The organism is Vagococcus elongatus (genome assembly GCF_003987645.1).
Lineage (GTDB): Bacteria > Bacillota > Bacilli > Lactobacillales > Vagococcaceae > Vagococcus_A > Vagococcus_A elongatus.
Genome location: NZ_NGKA01000004.1, coordinates 95,898 through 110,143 on the forward strand (window position 1 = coordinate 95,898; position 14,246 = coordinate 110,143).

Consider the following 14,246-nt stretch of genomic DNA (forward strand, 5'->3'; position numbering starts at 1 on the left):
CTACGCGTTCCCCTCCATAAAATAAATTGCCTGCAAGCGGACGTTTTTCGCTACTTGTTGCACTTCTTCCAATGTAACACTCTCTAATTTTCCAAGCCACTGGGCATCTGTCAAAGCCGACTGAGGAAACTTCAACTTCAAATATTCAGATTCCAAAATAGCATTTGGATTGTCTTGCGACAACAAGTAATGATTTTTTAACATGGCTTTGGTCTGCAGCATGACCTCATCAGAAACCTGACCGTCTATCACTGCTTGCCGCTGCTCCTCAATCAGACGAAGGACCTTCTCCCTATTCTGACTGTCGATACCTGTTTGAACTGTCATCATCCCGCGAAAAGTATCCAAAGAACTGGAAGCATAATAAGCCATGCTTTCCTTTTCACGAACATTGACAAAAAGTTTTGAATGAGGGAAACCGCCAAATAAACCATTAAACACCTGCATCGCAAAATAATTTTCATCATGAAAATAGATACCTGTATGGTAGCCCATATTCAGTTTGCCTTGTTTCACCGGCAAAGTTTCCTTCTTTTCAAGCACATCTCCATGGGGTTTCTGGTAATACATCTGGTCGTTTTCGGCCACTGCCCGCTCTCCCCAAGCAAATGATGCCAACTGTTCAGCAACATCTTCGGTCGATACATCTCCTAGAACCATCACATCCACAGTATCTTCCCGCAACATCTTCAAGTAATATGTCGCCAACTCTTCACTGGTGATGGATGCAACATCTTCGGCTTTACCAAAGCCCGGTGTTTTTTGTGCCTCTGAATCGCTGAAATACAACTCCTGCAAACTCAAAGCCGCATGACTCTGCTTATCATCGTAAACAGAATTGATATAAGATTGTAAATTGTTTTTTTCTCTTCCAAAAGTCGCTAAATCAAATTGACCGTCCTTGATATTTGGAGAAAACAGTACTTCGTTTAAAAACATCAAACCCTCTTCTAACAAAGCTGTCTCATGGGGCAAATATTTAGGATTTACAATAGACAGCACCAGATTCAGCTGATGCACATTGCCCTTTTTGTTGGTGCCGACATTAAAACGAGCACCATACATTTCTGATAGCTTCTTACTCATTGCGGTGCTCGTCGGATAGTGACGGCTATTTGTTTCTAACATACTGCTCAGCAATGTCCGCAAGCTTGCTTTCTCCCGTGTCATTTCAGTGGCAAATCGGATCATTATCTGAATCGTCTTGTATTTTTTTGTTGGAATCACATGTAAGTTGATATTCTCAGCTAAAACCAAACTCATTTACGTGCCTGCCTTTCTAAATCTATCTTAATAGTAGTTAATTTCATGACTGCATACAATGAAATCATCGTTAATTAAAAGAATTTTATCATTTAATTTTGTTGTCGTGTTATTCCCTAATCATATCACAAAAAAAGAGGAGACTAAACAAATTACACACTAAAACAAATAAGTATTTTCAGCATTTTTTGAGCATTTCAAGAGGCTGAATTACTCTTTTTCTTTATAATGAAAACACGAATCGGAGATATTTTACTTTCAAGAGAACAAAGTGTTATAGTATTATATTGTTAGGGTCTTTAGTTTTTTAAATTTATCAAATGGAGGAGTGAATTATTTATGTTGAAAGAATTTAAGGAGTTTATCATTCGAGGAAGTGCCTTTGAATTAGCCATTGGTGTTGTCATAGGTGGAGCTTTTAACTCTGTTGTCAGTGCTATTGTCGATGGTATTCTTACTCCCATCGTGTCATGGTTTATCATGCTGGTTACCGGCAATCCTGAAGGAAAAATCGATGGGTTGACAATTACTTTAGCTAAGGGTGCTTCCCTTAATTTCGGGTTGATCATCTCAGCAATTATTTCATTTTTAATTACAATGCTGGTATTATTTTTTATTGTTAAAGGTGTAAATAAAGCACGCAGTCTTGGGGCGAAAACCAAAGAAGAAGAAGCGGTCGAAAGCGAACCTACTCAGGAAGACTATCTGAAAGAAATCGTAGAGCTGTTGAAAGAAAAGAATTAATCTCTCTTTTCTCATTGACCGCAGTATTGAAATAAAAACAACATAAGAAAAACACCTCTGAAATTTTAAAATGATTTCAGAGGTGTTTTGTATTCAAAGGTCTTCACGAACTATTTGTATTTCAGTGATTACATACGTTTTGATTCAAATAGTGGACTAACTGGTTTGTTTTCATGAATCCGTTTAATCGCATCACCAATCAAAGCACCCACGCTGACTTCTTCGATTTTATCGATCCGTCTGTCCTCAGGCAATAAGATAGAATCTGTTACGACCACTTTTTCTATCACCGATTGTTCCAGTCTTTCAATCGCCGGACCTGACAATATCGGATGGGTACAACAGCAAATCACTTCTGTGGCACCTTCATCTTGTAAGGCTTGGGCTGCCAATGTGATGGTTCCTGCGGTATCAATCATGTCGTCAATGATGATACATCTTTGTCCTTTGACATTTCCAATAATATTCATTACTTCAGCAACATTGGCTTTTGGCCTCCGTTTATCAATAATCGCAATTGGAGCTTTCAAAAATTCTGCCAACTTACGTGCCCGTGTCACACCACCATGATCAGGCGACACGATAACCACATTTCCACCCTCGTAGCCCCGCTCGATAAAGTAGTCAGCCAATAACGGTGCTGCCATCAAGTGATCTACCGGGATATTGAAAAATCCTTGAATCTGAGCTGCGTGTAAATCCAATGTCAGGATACGGTCGGCGCCGGCTGTCGTCAGCATGTCAGCAAATAATTTAGCTGTGATTGGTTCGCGAGAACGCGCCTTTCGGTCCTGTCTGGCATAACCATAATATGGCAGTACCACGTTGATTGTCTTGGCACTGGCTCTTTTTAGTGCATCCATCATAATCAGGAGTTCCATAATATTGTCATTGACTGGATAAGAAGTCGACTGAATCAGATACACATGGTCACCACGTATACTTTCTTCAATATTGATTTGAATTTCTCCGTCACTAAATTGAGACACAGACGATTTCCCTAAATCTACACCCACTGCATTTGCGATTTTTTGAGCCAAAGGTTTATTTGAATTCAGTGCGAAAATTTTTAACTTTGGATCAAAGTAATGATTTGTCATGAGGACCTCCGCTTTCTTTAATTTAACTTTTAGTCTTTAAATACCATATTAAATATTAGACACTTTCTCCGATAAAATCAAGGGTTTCCTTAAAAATCTTGAGAATAAGGTAATTTTTTAGCATAACCGACCTTATTTTCCTGACGAGAGCGGGCAATTCCAAGAGAATCGTTCGGAACATCTTTAGTGATTGTTGAGCCGGCAGCTAGAAATGCATTTTCCCCGACGGTCACAGGAGAAATAATATTGACGTTGCAGCCAATAAATGAATGATCTCCAATCACTGAGCGATGTTTATGTTTACCGTCAAAGTTGACAAAGACTGTTCCACAACCCACATTAATGTCCTTGCCTAAATCCGCATCCCCGACATACGTCAAGTGTCCGACTTTAGTTTCTTCACCTAAAGTTGAATTTTTGATTTCTACAAAGTTCCCCACATGGACGTTTTCACCTATCGTTGAATTCGGACGGATATGAGCGTAAGGGCCCACATCGGCACCGGATTTTATGATTGACTGCTCCACCATCGATGAGTTGATGGTGACATCTTCATGAATCTTACTATCAATGATTTCACTGTTGGCACCGATCAGGCAATTAGAGCCGATCTCAGTCGTTCCTTTTAACATAACACCCGGTTCGATAAGTGTATCGTTGCCGATTTTCACATCGATATCGATATACGCAGCTCCAGCATCAACGAAGCTCACGCCGTTTACCATATGCTGGTCATTGATGCGTTTGCGCATGGTTGCAGCGGCTTCTGCTAGGGCTTGACGATTGTTGATTCCAATCGACTCGGAAAAATCTTTCATTTGATAGGCTTCGACCACTTCTCCTTGGGATTGCAAAATACCAATCACATCCGGCAAATAATACTCTTGCTGTTCATTCTGATTATCAACTTTCCCCAATGACGCAAACAAGGCTTGATTATCAAAACAAAAAGTTCCGGTATTGATTTCATCGACTGCTTTTTCTTCTTCACTGGCATCTTTTTCTTCCACGATTTTTAAAACCTGTCCCGAAGTTTCGTCACGGATGATTCGGCCATAACTGAACGGGTCTGGCGCTTTGACAGTCAAAACTGTTGCCTTAGCTCCGCTTTTTTCATGATGTTCAAAGAGTGACTTCAACGTTTCCTGCCGCAATAAAGGTGTATCTCCACAGACAACCAGTGTGGTCCCTTCTTTGTCAGCTAAAATATCTTTCGTCTGGAGTACCGCATGACCAGTTCCCAGCTGTTCCTCCTGCAAAATATATTTGGTGCGTTCGCCTAGATTTTTTTGTACTTCTTCAGCACCGAACCCCACCACTGTCACCACTTCATCAGGAGAAAGACTTTCCACCTGAGTCAGGACATGATCTACCATGGACCTGCCGGCAATTTCATGGAGCACCTTATATTTTTTCGATTTCATCCTTGAGCCCTGACCAGCTGCCAAAATAACTGTGTATCTATTTCCCATCCTTAACTCTCCTTTTGTTGTTCATCTTCAAAATATGTCCCCGGTCTGACACTGATCGTTCTAGTGTGCGTGTCTACGGCATCCACACACAACAAGGAATGATAGTTGTCGATTACTCGTTGTCCAGTGAAACGAGATTCGGCAAACACGCAAATGCCGGCCAGCTCCGCCTCAAATTCTTCGATAAGTCCCTTCATACCATTCACAGTGCCGCCCCCCTTCATAAAATCATCTACTACGAGGACTCTTGCTCCTCGCGCAAGACTTCGTTTGGATAATTCCATTTTTTCGATTCTTTCAGAGGACCCTGAAACATAGTTCACACTGACTGTGGAGCCTTCTGTGATTTTGGAATCTCTACGGACAATCACAAAAGGAACATTCAAGTTGTACGCTACGGCTTGGGCAATTGGGACCCCCTTGGTTGCTACTGTCATGACCGCCGTCACGTTCTCATTTGAAAATTTGGAGGCAATGATACGCCCCACTTTTCTTAATATGTCAGGATTGCCCAACATGTCAGATAAATAAACGTAGCCTCCCGGCAAAAGTCGATTGCTTTCAGATAGTTTTTGACACAAATCCTCGACTATTTCCAATGCTCTGGCTTCAGACATTTTAGGGATGTAGCGCACACCGCCGGCCGCACCAGGCAGTGTTTCCAAAAAGCCTAAATCTCTTTCGGCAAAGGTTCGTTTGACGATAGAAAGATCCTCACTGATGGATGATTTTGCTGAACCGTATTTCTTCGAAAAGTACGTCAATGAGATCAGCGTATGAGGATGTTCCAATAGATAGTAGGTGATATCTATTAAACGTTCGCTTCTACGAATTTTCATCCTATCTCCTCTTTTCATTAGTTTTCTAGCCAATTATAGATGGTTGACATAAAATTTACTAGTTTTTTATTTTTCTTTCCCATTATAACAAAAAAAGGAAAAGAATGTTCGTCTTTTCCTCTCATTTTAATTTTTTGGCGTAACGGGACTTGAGACCTTTGCCAATGCCGATCAGCAGAAATATCCCGATAAAAATCAGGGTGATCGTCGCCCCGGCAGGTGTGTCTAATTGGTAGGATGCGACTAGCCCGCTAGTCATGCCCAACAACCCCACGCCTACGCTGATAAGGATGACTTGATTGAAGCCTTTGCCTAGCCGCATGGAAATAGCGGCCGGCAGCACCATGATCGCCGAAATCAGCAATGCCCCTGCAATTGGAATCATGATTGTGATAGCTGTTCCTGTCAGCACATTAAATAAAATCGACATCAGTTTCACAGGCAGACCATCCACATGGGCTGTGTCTTCGTCAAATGTCAGGACATACATGGGCCGACGGAATAAAATATATAATAAAACTAAAAAGACCATCATCAAGCCTAAAATAATCACTTGGTCACGATTGATCGTCACAATCGAGCCAAATAAATATTCATTGATTTTCATTCCTTTGCTGCCTTGGTTGAACTTCATCAAAACCAATGCCAAAGCTAAACCGCCAGACATTAGAATAGCCGTACTGATTTCAGAATAGGTACTGTAAATCGTGCGTAAATATTCTAAAATAAAAGCCGCCGCAATGACGACCAGCAATGTGGTCACCGTTGGATTGATATTCACCAGAAAGCCTAGAGCCACTCCCGCCAAAGAAACATGGGACAATGTATCGGCTAAAAGGGATTGCCTGCGAATCACCAAAAAAACACCTAACAGAGGTGCAATGACAGCCATAAAACATGAAGCAATCAATGCCCGAATCATGAACTCATATGAAAACATCGCCATTGGGAATCCTCCTTCCTGATAAGACGGATATGCCGGTCAGCATATTGTTTGATATCCTCATGGTCGTGGGTAATCATCAAGATTCCCTTGTCATGATCATGGGCATTATGTCTGAGCAACTTATAAAAATCCCCCCGGGACGTTTCATCCATCCCTGTGGTAGGTTCATCTAAAATAAATAAATCTGGGTCCGTCGCAAACACGCGCGCCAGGGAAATCCGCTGCTTTTGCCCACCGGAAAGTTCTCCAATCTTTTTTTGGCGCATGTCCCACATATTCACTGCAAGCAATGCTTTTTTCACATGGTCATGATCTTTTTTGGTCAACGGCTTGAACCACCGATTTCTCGGAAATCTGCCAGATTCTACTAATTCCAGAACGGTACTGGGAAATCCCGCATTATAAGATGAAATTTGCTGAGGAATATAGCCTATGCTCAAGGGCTTCCCGTCGATGTTGTGTGTTGCAATCGTTGCTTTTCCCGCTGCCGGCTTTAACAAACCCAGCGTATTTTTTATCAATGTTGATTTAGCCGCGCCGTTTTCTCCCGTCAGGATGACAAACTCACCTGCATCCACATGGTAGGAAACATCTTCCAACACCGGTTCATCCCCATAATAAAATGTTAAATTTTCTACCTTGATGTAATTCAAGACTATCCTCCTTCAGTCAAAGCGTAATTGTTACGTTTTAACTACAAAATCTTACCATTTTGTTTTCAAACAGTCAACTAAATAATGTCAAAGAAAAAGGCAGCGTGACAAAACGTCACGTTGCCTTTGTACCTATTTCGCATATTCAACTGCTCGTGTTTCTCTTACAACGGTCACTTTGATATGACCTGGATATTCAAGCTCATCTTCAATTCGTTTGCGGATATCGCGGACAAGTAATGTTGCCTGATCATCGAAAATTTCTTCAGGTTTTACCATAATCCGAACTTCCCGTCCTGCTTGGACAGCAAAGCTGTAATCCACGCCCTTAAAGTCATTGGCAATTCCTTCCAAGCGTTCCAAACGTTTGATGTAATTTTCCAAGGACTCGCTGCGGGCTCCCGGTCTTGCAGCAGACAATGCATCAGCTGCTGCCACTAATACCGAGATAACAGACGTTGCTTCTGTATCTCCATGGTGAGAAGCAATAGAATTGATGACTACCGCCGGCTCTTTATATTTTTTCGCCAGCTCTGTTCCTACTTCTACGTGGGAACCTTCCACTTCACGGTCAATTGCTTTACCGATATCATGTAAAAATCCGGCACGTTTCGCAAGATCTACATCTTCACCCAACTCGCCTGCTAACACTCCCGTCAGTTTGGCGACCTCGATGGAGTGGTTTAATACGTTTTGACCATAACTTGTTCTGAAACGCATCCTTCCCATGATCTTGATCAAATCTGGATGCAAGGTATGGATACCCACTTCAAAAGCAGCATTTTCTCCATACTCGCGAATACGTTCGTCCATTTCTTTTCTAGCCTTATCCACCATTTCCTCAATTCGAGCCGGGTGGATACGTCCGTCTTGAATCAGCTTTTCCAAAGCCATCCGGGCAATCTCCCGTCGAATCGGATCAAAGCCGGATAAAACTACTGCTTCAGGTGTATCATCGATAATCAAATCGATTCCCGTCAACGTCTCCAACGTTCGGATGTTCCGTCCTTCACGTCCGATAATCCGACCCTTCATCTCGTCGTTTGGCAAGGTGACCACTGACACTGTAGATTCGGACACTTGATCGGCCGCACATCTCTGCATGGCTAGTGACAACATGTTTTTCGCGATACGATCGGATTCCTCTTTGACCTGCCGCTCATTTTCTTTCACCATCACTGCTAATTCATGCCCTAAATCTTCTTTTGTTTCAGTCACAATTTTGTTACGTGCCTCATCTCTTGATAAAGAGGCTACTTGTTCTAATTTCAACTTCTGCTGATCAATCAATTCTGTTACTTCTCGTTCCCGTTCACCAATCAATTGTTTTCTAGAATCGAGTTTTTCTTCTTTCTCTTCCAATGAGTTTTCTCGCTTAACAAGAGCTTCATCTTTACGATCAATATTAGTTTCTCTCTGAAGTAAACGATTTTCTTGAACTTTGACTTCGCTTCTGCGCTCTTTCAACTCACTTTCAACTTCCAGACGATACCTCTGATTCTCTTCTTTGGCTTCCAACAATGCTTCTTTTTTTAACGTTTCCGACTCACGCTTTGCTTCTTCCAAAATCCCTTCAGCTGTGTTTTTTGCTCCGTCAATCGTCTTTTCATGACGTGTTTTAGCAACATAAAAACCTGCCAAAAGGCCTACAATCAAACCGATGATACCGAGGACGATAGAAATTGCTTCCATCTTATGACACCTCCGTAAAATCTTTAGTTATGTGTTTTCTTTTGATAAAAGAATAGTTATTATCACATGCTTGTTTGCATAAGTGTATAAAGTTACACACTCTTAATTTTAATCTTTATAGAGGGAAGTGTCAATCTTAATAATTGTGGCTCATTTAGTGATATGCGGGAATGCTGTTTCATCAGGCATACGGATGGAAAAGTAAATTTTTTATATGAAAATTCTAATGCCATTGTAAATATTAATCAGCAAAACAAGAAAAATCACCAGCTGGAAAACTTTGCTGACTTTTTCTTCGGAAAAGATCCCGCTTAGTTTAGCACCCAGCCATCCGCCAAGAACAGCCGCCGGAATAATAAACAATAACATATTCAAATCATAGGACTGAAAACCTGTCGTTGTCCCAATCGTAACCAGCTTTGCCAGTTGTGAAAAGAAAATCGTAATAATGGAGTAAACAGTGGCTTCTTTGATTGGCAAATAAAAACACATCATCAGCAGAGCAACATTGATAGGGCCGCCGCCGATTCCCAAAAGACTGGCTAGAAATCCTAAAATAAAGCCTACGATCACATACCAATGGTTTTTCCGCAAATCAATATGCCAAGAATTATTTTTTGAATAAAAATAGGCAAATAATAAGGTAATGACAGTTAAAATGATTTGAATCAGCATCACCATCTCGCTGTCTAACTGACTCATCAGTTGTTCAAACACAAGATTGCCTATTGAGCCTCCGGCGACCGCACCGGCGGAAATCAATAGTGCCAGAACCCACTGAACGGTTATTTTATTTTTCATTTGACGCAGTGTCGAGACGATGGACATGGTAAACACCGCCACACTGGAATAAAATGAAATTGCCGCCACCTGATGGGCACCGATAAAATCAAGGACGGGTTTAATGATGACCCCGCCTCCCATCCCAGATATGGCACCAACCGTGTTCGCTAAAATAATCACTACAAAATAGATTATCCCCGTCCACATCATCTAATGACCTTCTCTCTTGTTTCGATAATAGTTTCTATTTGCGGCACGAATTTTTTCAAAAATGTTTGGTAGCCGCAAAAGTCTCCTTGTTTGTTCACGTACATAGCATCTTTCATTCGTTTGCATCCTCCGTTGCACATTTTCAAAAATGGACACTCCTGGCAAAAGCCTGACAAATCTCTTGGTTCACAGAGGAACATTTTTGATACATCTTGTTCAAATAACTCCCGCAAACTTTTTTCTTGAATGTAGCCTAAACGGTAATTATCCAGCACATAAAAATCGCAAGGATAAACACTGCCGTCCGCCTCGATCACATACTGAATTTGACAGTTCCCTAATATCCCGCAAGCAGTCAGCTGACCGGCAACAAGCAAGTTGAAAACATCATCAAACAGTTTGACACTGCGATACGTCCCCCGTTTGAACTCATCCAGCCACAATTGGAACAACTGCTGATAAAATGAAGCAAAACGTTTAGGGGTCAAGGCATAGCGGCTTCTTTTTTCTGCACCAAAATCATCTAGGCAAGGAATGAACTGGACATAGTCGATGTTTTCTTTTTGAAGGAAACGATACACTTTTTTTGGCTCTCCGGCCAGCTGGTTCGTTAATACGCATAAAACATTATAGTCGATAGCATAGTCATCCAATAATTTTTTGGTTTTTAATACCCGCTGATAGGTTCCTCTGCCCTTGGCATCCAAACGATATAAATCATGAAACATCGCTGGTCCGTCAATGGAAAGGCCTACTAAAAAATCATAGTCCTTAAATAAACGGCACCATCTTTCGTTAACAACGATACCATTTGTCTGTATAGCATAATGGACTTCTACGTCAATCGTTTCTATATACTCATCAACCAAGCTCGTTAAATGCCGATAATAATTTAAACCAGCTAGCGTAGGTTCTCCCCCTTGAAAAGCAAGCGTCAGCTGATCACCATTTTCTAAATCAGAAAATATTTGTGCGATCATCTTTTCTGTCGTCTCTTTAGTCATTCTTCCATAAGATTCGACTTCCCTTAATGACGTTACGTCCGCATAAAAACAATATTGACAGCGAATATTACATAATCCTGAAGCTGGTTTTATCAACACTGACACATGCTTCATGTCGTTCATTCCTTTCTCTTAACTTCAACGCCTTTTACCTTTTTTGATATCCATTTTGCTGAAATTCTCAGCCGATAAGTCTTTCGTTACCAAAAGACACATTTAGTTTCTATTTTCTCACGACTCCTACAAGAATGCCACAACATTCACGGCATTTAATCGGCGTTTTTAACAATAACGCTTAATTTGATTAAAAAATTCCGTTATTTTCCGAAGGTGCCTCTATAGGCTATTGAAGCAAGATGTCGCGAATATCTTGTTCTGTCAACTGACTGGCGGAGGCCCCTAAGATATTCTCGAATAAATCTTTTTTGTTTTCTTGCAGCTGAACCATCTTCTCTTCAATCGTTCCTTCTGCAATCAAGCGCCAAACTTCCACTTCTTTCTTCTGTCCGAGACGGTGGGCCCGACTTGCCGCTTGGTCTTCCACCGCAGGGTTCCACCACAAATCATATAAAATCACCGTGTCGGCTCCCGTCAAGTTTAAACCTGTCCCGCCGGCCTTCAGGGAAATCAAAAAGACATCTTTACTGCCTTGGTTAAATTCATCCACCATTTGTTGACGGCGGGCAATCGGCGTGCTGCCACGCAAATAAAATGTCTCCACTTGCATCTCCGCCAGCATTTTTTCAATGATAGACAACATACTGGTAAACTGCGAAAACAACAGTATCCGGCGATTATTTGCCAAAGCTGATTGAATCAGTTCTTTTAATTGTTCCTGTTTGCCAGAACCGCCGTGGTAATCCGGTAAAAACAAGGCTGGAGAACAACAAATCTGACGCAGACGGGTCAAGCCGGCTAAAATAGTCATGCGGTTTTGTCGAAAAGCTTCTCCGTCCATCTCACTTAACGAATGCTGCATATCTTGAAGCTGAGCCAAATAAATCTTTTTTTGTTCCTTAGTCAACTCACTACGGATAAGCGTCTCGATTTTATCAGGCAACTCCGTCAATACTTCTTTCTTTTCCCTTCTTAGAACAAAGGGGCGGATCCATTGATTGATTTCTTTAGCAGAAAACTTTTGAAATTTTTTAAATGAGGGTAGAAAACCGGGCATAATCAAGTGAAAAATCGCCCAAATCTCTTCCAGCCGGTTTTCGATTGGCGTTCCGCTCAATGCAAATCTCTGTTTGGCTGACACTTTTTTGATGGCCTGAAATGTTTTGGTTGCTGAATTTTTTACCATCTGAGCCTCGTCTAGAACTAATGTATCAAAGGTATGGTCCTGATAGCGTTCGCTGTCTTGACGGAATGTAGCGTAAGAAGTAATCAGCACATCTATTGCCTGTGCCTCATCAATCAGTGTTTTTCTTTTTTCGGCACTGCCGCTGATAACTGCCGTAGTCAATTCCGGCGCAAATTTTTCCACTTCATATTTCCAATTCAGAACAAGGCTGGCAGGCGCAATCACTATAGACTGGGACAACCGTCCTTCCTCCTTGGCCTCTTGAAGGTAAGTAATTATTTGGAGCGTTTTCCCCAGACCCATCTCATCTGCCAAAATACCGCCAAAACCGTAGCCGGCCATCATTTTTAACCAGCGAAATCCCACTTCTTGATAAGGGCGCAGGACAGCGTTGACTTTCTTTGGCAGAACATCGGTCAGTTTTTCCGGCTTCGTCAGCTCCGAGACCATCTTCTCAAAGTCTTCACTGAATTCAGCATCTTTTACCGAAGCAAATTGATTTTTCAGCAGAATACTTTGGTAGTTAGCCAACCGGACAGTCCCGTTTTGGAAAGCCAATTCCTCTGGGATAGTCTGAAGACTTTTGGTTATTTCCCGATACGCCTCAGTTTCCAAAGAAACGATTTGTCCGCTTTTCAGCTGGTGATAGGTCTTGCCCGCATAGATGCTGCGAATCATTTCGTCTACTTCATCTTCATCAATATCAGATACATCAAAATGAATATCCAGCCAAGAATTAGCAGTATCAATCCTGATTTTAGGCCGGGCTTTCAAACCATCCAAATAAAGTTCCTGCAAGCTGTCATCTAGAGTTACCTCTGCCAGTTGTCGCAATAGCGGCAGCTCCTCTACAAAGAAGGCATATAAATTTTCAGCCACAGGCAAGGACTTGTAAAAAAGACCCTCAGAAAAACCATAGGATAAGTCTCTCATCGTCTGAAGGACCTCTTCTTCTTCCCCTATCTTCCGGACCATCAACTCTTGACCGGGCACGTCGCCTAACTGCACTGCCGGCAAAACAACGTCGCCGTATTGAAACTTGACTTCACCCTCGATACGCCCATCGTTTAAAGTAAGATGAAGCAAGGTTTCCAAAGGCTCCTCCACTAAATTCTCAAACAATTCATCTGCCAGCTCTATTTCGCCGACTTCTTTAAACACTGGATATAATATGTTGAAAAAATCAGTCACGGCTTCATCTGAAAAAGTTAAAGCAGGTCTAGGCATTCTTTTTTTAGTTTCATAGACTAATTCAAACTGATTGATTGCTTCAAAGGGCAATTCAAAAAAATAGCCTTGCCAGAAAAACCAATGGTATCCCGGATAATATTCTTCAAACTGTTCTTCCATAAGGACTTGCAGTTTGCGATGATTTCCCAATACACGAAATCGGTAAGGCTTCTTGTTTGCAGAAAAACCTTTTAACTTTTTCTTTTTTCCATTGATGACTACCGACACGTTCTGAACGGTTCTTTCCAAAAAGAATAATTCTTTCATCAATTCCTTTGGCAGTGAAATGTTTTTGCCCCAAGGACCTTTTTTTGGCGAATCCTCCCGTAAAAATTGCTGATGGTCATAGGCTTCCGCTAGTTTCACTAAGCAGTAAAAATCTTCCGCGGCAAAATTATCCTTTCTCAAAGAGTAGTCAGCCTGAGCAGTAAAATAGAGTCCCTGCTCTTTGAAGACCTGGAAAAATTCTTGAAGGTCCCGGACCACATACAAACGTCCATTTTCATAGCCCAAACGCAAGCCGACTGACAACACATCGACAAAATAATAACCGTGAGCCGTGTCTTGCCCTTGGATTACAAACTCTAGTTGCAATCTTTCGTTTGAATTTTTTGTCTGAGCTTGCACCATCATCACCAAGTCGATAGCTTCATACAGCAGCATCTCCTCGTGGGTCGGGCCGTGATGGATGATATTGTCTTGATATTCATCCTGCATCTCTACCTGCACAGGAAATTTTGAAAACACGCGGCTATACCCTGCATCTCTTAGGATAAGCTCCACTGCTACCGTATGTTTACAATATCCCCGGTCTTTAAAATAAGGACAGCTGCAATAATCTTCTTCTTTTGGCGTGCCGTCCAATTCCACATAATACATTTGGCTGCCCAGCACTCTTGCATGCCATTTGACTCTTTTTTCATCTTTTCTGATATCGACGACTCGTCCTTCCGACGCATAGGCCCTGCCCCGTTCAATGATTCTTTCTGGTATCGACCATTTCATCT

11 protein-coding genes are annotated in these 14,246 nt (G+C 41.7%); 1 reads left to right on the top strand and 10 read right to left on the bottom strand.

Going from position 1 to position 14,246, the window contains the following annotated elements:
• Entirely contained in the window at positions 1-1,263 is a 1,263-nt protein-coding gene (gene yfmF / locus CBF29_RS04035) for an EF-P 5-aminopentanol modification-associated protein YfmF (RefSeq protein ID WP_126807610.1), read from the bottom strand.
• A 339-nt stretch (positions 1,264-1,602) separates the two neighbouring features.
• Between yfmF and mscL the strand changes: the two genes are divergently transcribed.
• Positions 1,603-2,007 carry a large conductance mechanosensitive channel protein MscL gene (mscL, locus tag CBF29_RS04040; RefSeq protein ID WP_126807612.1) on the top strand — a complete coding sequence of 135 codons (405 nt, stop codon included), beginning with the start codon at positions 1,603-1,605 and terminating at the stop codon, positions 2,005-2,007.
• A gap of 128 nt (positions 2,008-2,135) precedes the next feature.
• Here the strand turns inward: mscL and CBF29_RS04045 are convergent, their stop codons facing one another.
• The 9 genes from CBF29_RS04045 to CBF29_RS04085 all read right to left on the bottom strand — a co-directional run bounded on the left by CBF29_RS04045 (position 2,136) and on the right by CBF29_RS04085 (position 14,244).
• Positions 2,136-3,107, bottom strand: a complete 972-nt coding sequence (locus tag CBF29_RS04045; RefSeq protein WP_126807615.1) for a ribose-phosphate diphosphokinase — start codon at positions 3,105-3,107, stop codon at positions 2,136-2,138.
• A gap of 89 nt (positions 3,108-3,196) precedes the next feature.
• Positions 3,197-4,579: a bifunctional UDP-N-acetylglucosamine diphosphorylase/glucosamine-1-phosphate N-acetyltransferase GlmU gene (glmU, locus tag CBF29_RS04050; protein WP_126807617.1), complete on the bottom strand. Its 1,383-nt coding sequence runs from the start codon at positions 4,577-4,579 to the stop codon at positions 3,197-3,199.
• 2 nt (positions 4,580-4,581) lie between these two features.
• The gene (gene purR, locus CBF29_RS04055) at positions 4,582-5,418 is read right to left on the bottom strand and encodes a pur operon repressor (RefSeq protein ID WP_126807619.1); all 837 of its coding nucleotides are present in this window, start codon (positions 5,416-5,418) and stop codon (positions 4,582-4,584) included.
• Positions 5,419-5,539: 121 nt separating this feature from the next.
• Positions 5,540-6,364, bottom strand: coding sequence for a metal ABC transporter permease (locus CBF29_RS04060; RefSeq protein WP_126807621.1), 825 nt, complete (start codon positions 6,362-6,364; stop codon positions 5,540-5,542).
• Positions 6,337-7,017 carry a metal ABC transporter ATP-binding protein gene (locus CBF29_RS04065; protein WP_126807623.1) on the bottom strand — a complete coding sequence of 227 codons (681 nt, stop codon included), beginning with the start codon at positions 7,015-7,017 and terminating at the stop codon, positions 6,337-6,339. Before CBF29_RS04065 ends, CBF29_RS04060 begins: the two co-directional genes overlap by 28 nt.
• Before the next feature lie 132 nt (positions 7,018-7,149).
• Positions 7,150-8,709, bottom strand: coding sequence for a ribonuclease Y (gene rny, locus CBF29_RS04070; RefSeq protein ID WP_126807625.1), 1,560 nt, complete (start codon positions 8,707-8,709; stop codon positions 7,150-7,152).
• A 210-nt stretch (positions 8,710-8,919) separates the two neighbouring features.
• A complete protein-coding gene (locus tag CBF29_RS04075; protein ID WP_126807695.1) occupies positions 8,920-9,699 on the bottom strand; it encodes a sulfite exporter TauE/SafE family protein in 780 nt (259 codons plus the stop codon).
• A complete protein-coding gene (locus tag CBF29_RS04080; RefSeq protein ID WP_126807697.1) occupies positions 9,699-10,820 on the bottom strand; it encodes a radical SAM/SPASM domain-containing protein in 1,122 nt (373 codons plus the stop codon). The genes CBF29_RS04075 and CBF29_RS04080 overlap by 1 nt, the downstream gene beginning before the upstream one ends.
• Before the next feature lie 229 nt (positions 10,821-11,049).
• Complete coding sequence (locus CBF29_RS04085; RefSeq protein WP_126807627.1) at positions 11,050-14,244, bottom strand: DEAD/DEAH box helicase; 3,195 nt, start codon at positions 14,242-14,244, stop codon at positions 11,050-11,052.
• Positions 14,245-14,246: the final 2 nt, after the last annotated feature.

Bases quoted from the DNA above. Each gene is read 5' to 3' on its own strand.
- yfmF (WP_126807610.1), bottom strand. From the start codon at position 1,263: ATGAGTTTGGTTTTAGCTGAGAATATCAACTTACATGTGATTCCAACA.
- mscL (WP_126807612.1), top strand. From the start codon at position 1,603: ATGTTGAAAGAATTTAAGGAGTTTATCATTCGAGGAAGTGCCTTTGAA.
- CBF29_RS04045 (WP_126807615.1), bottom strand. From the start codon at position 3,107: ATGACAAATCATTACTTTGATCCAAAGTTAAAAATTTTCGCACTGAAT.
- glmU (WP_126807617.1), bottom strand. From the start codon at position 4,579: ATGGGAAATAGATACACAGTTATTTTGGCAGCTGGTCAGGGCTCAAGG.
- purR (WP_126807619.1), bottom strand. From the start codon at position 5,418: ATGAAAATTCGTAGAAGCGAACGTTTAATAGATATCACCTACTATCTA.
- CBF29_RS04060 (WP_126807621.1), bottom strand. From the start codon at position 6,364: ATGGCGATGTTTTCATATGAGTTCATGATTCGGGCATTGATTGCTTCA.
- rny (WP_126807625.1), bottom strand. From the start codon at position 8,709: ATGGAAGCAATTTCTATCGTCCTCGGTATCATCGGTTTGATTGTAGGC.
- CBF29_RS04075 (WP_126807695.1), bottom strand. From the start codon at position 9,699: ATGTGGACGGGGATAATCTATTTTGTAGTGATTATTTTAGCGAACACG.
- CBF29_RS04080 (WP_126807697.1), bottom strand. From the start codon at position 10,820: ATGAAGCATGTGTCAGTGTTGATAAAACCAGCTTCAGGATTATGTAAT.
- CBF29_RS04085 (WP_126807627.1), bottom strand. From the start codon at position 14,244: ATGAAATGGTCGATACCAGAAAGAATCATTGAACGGGGCAGGGCCTAT.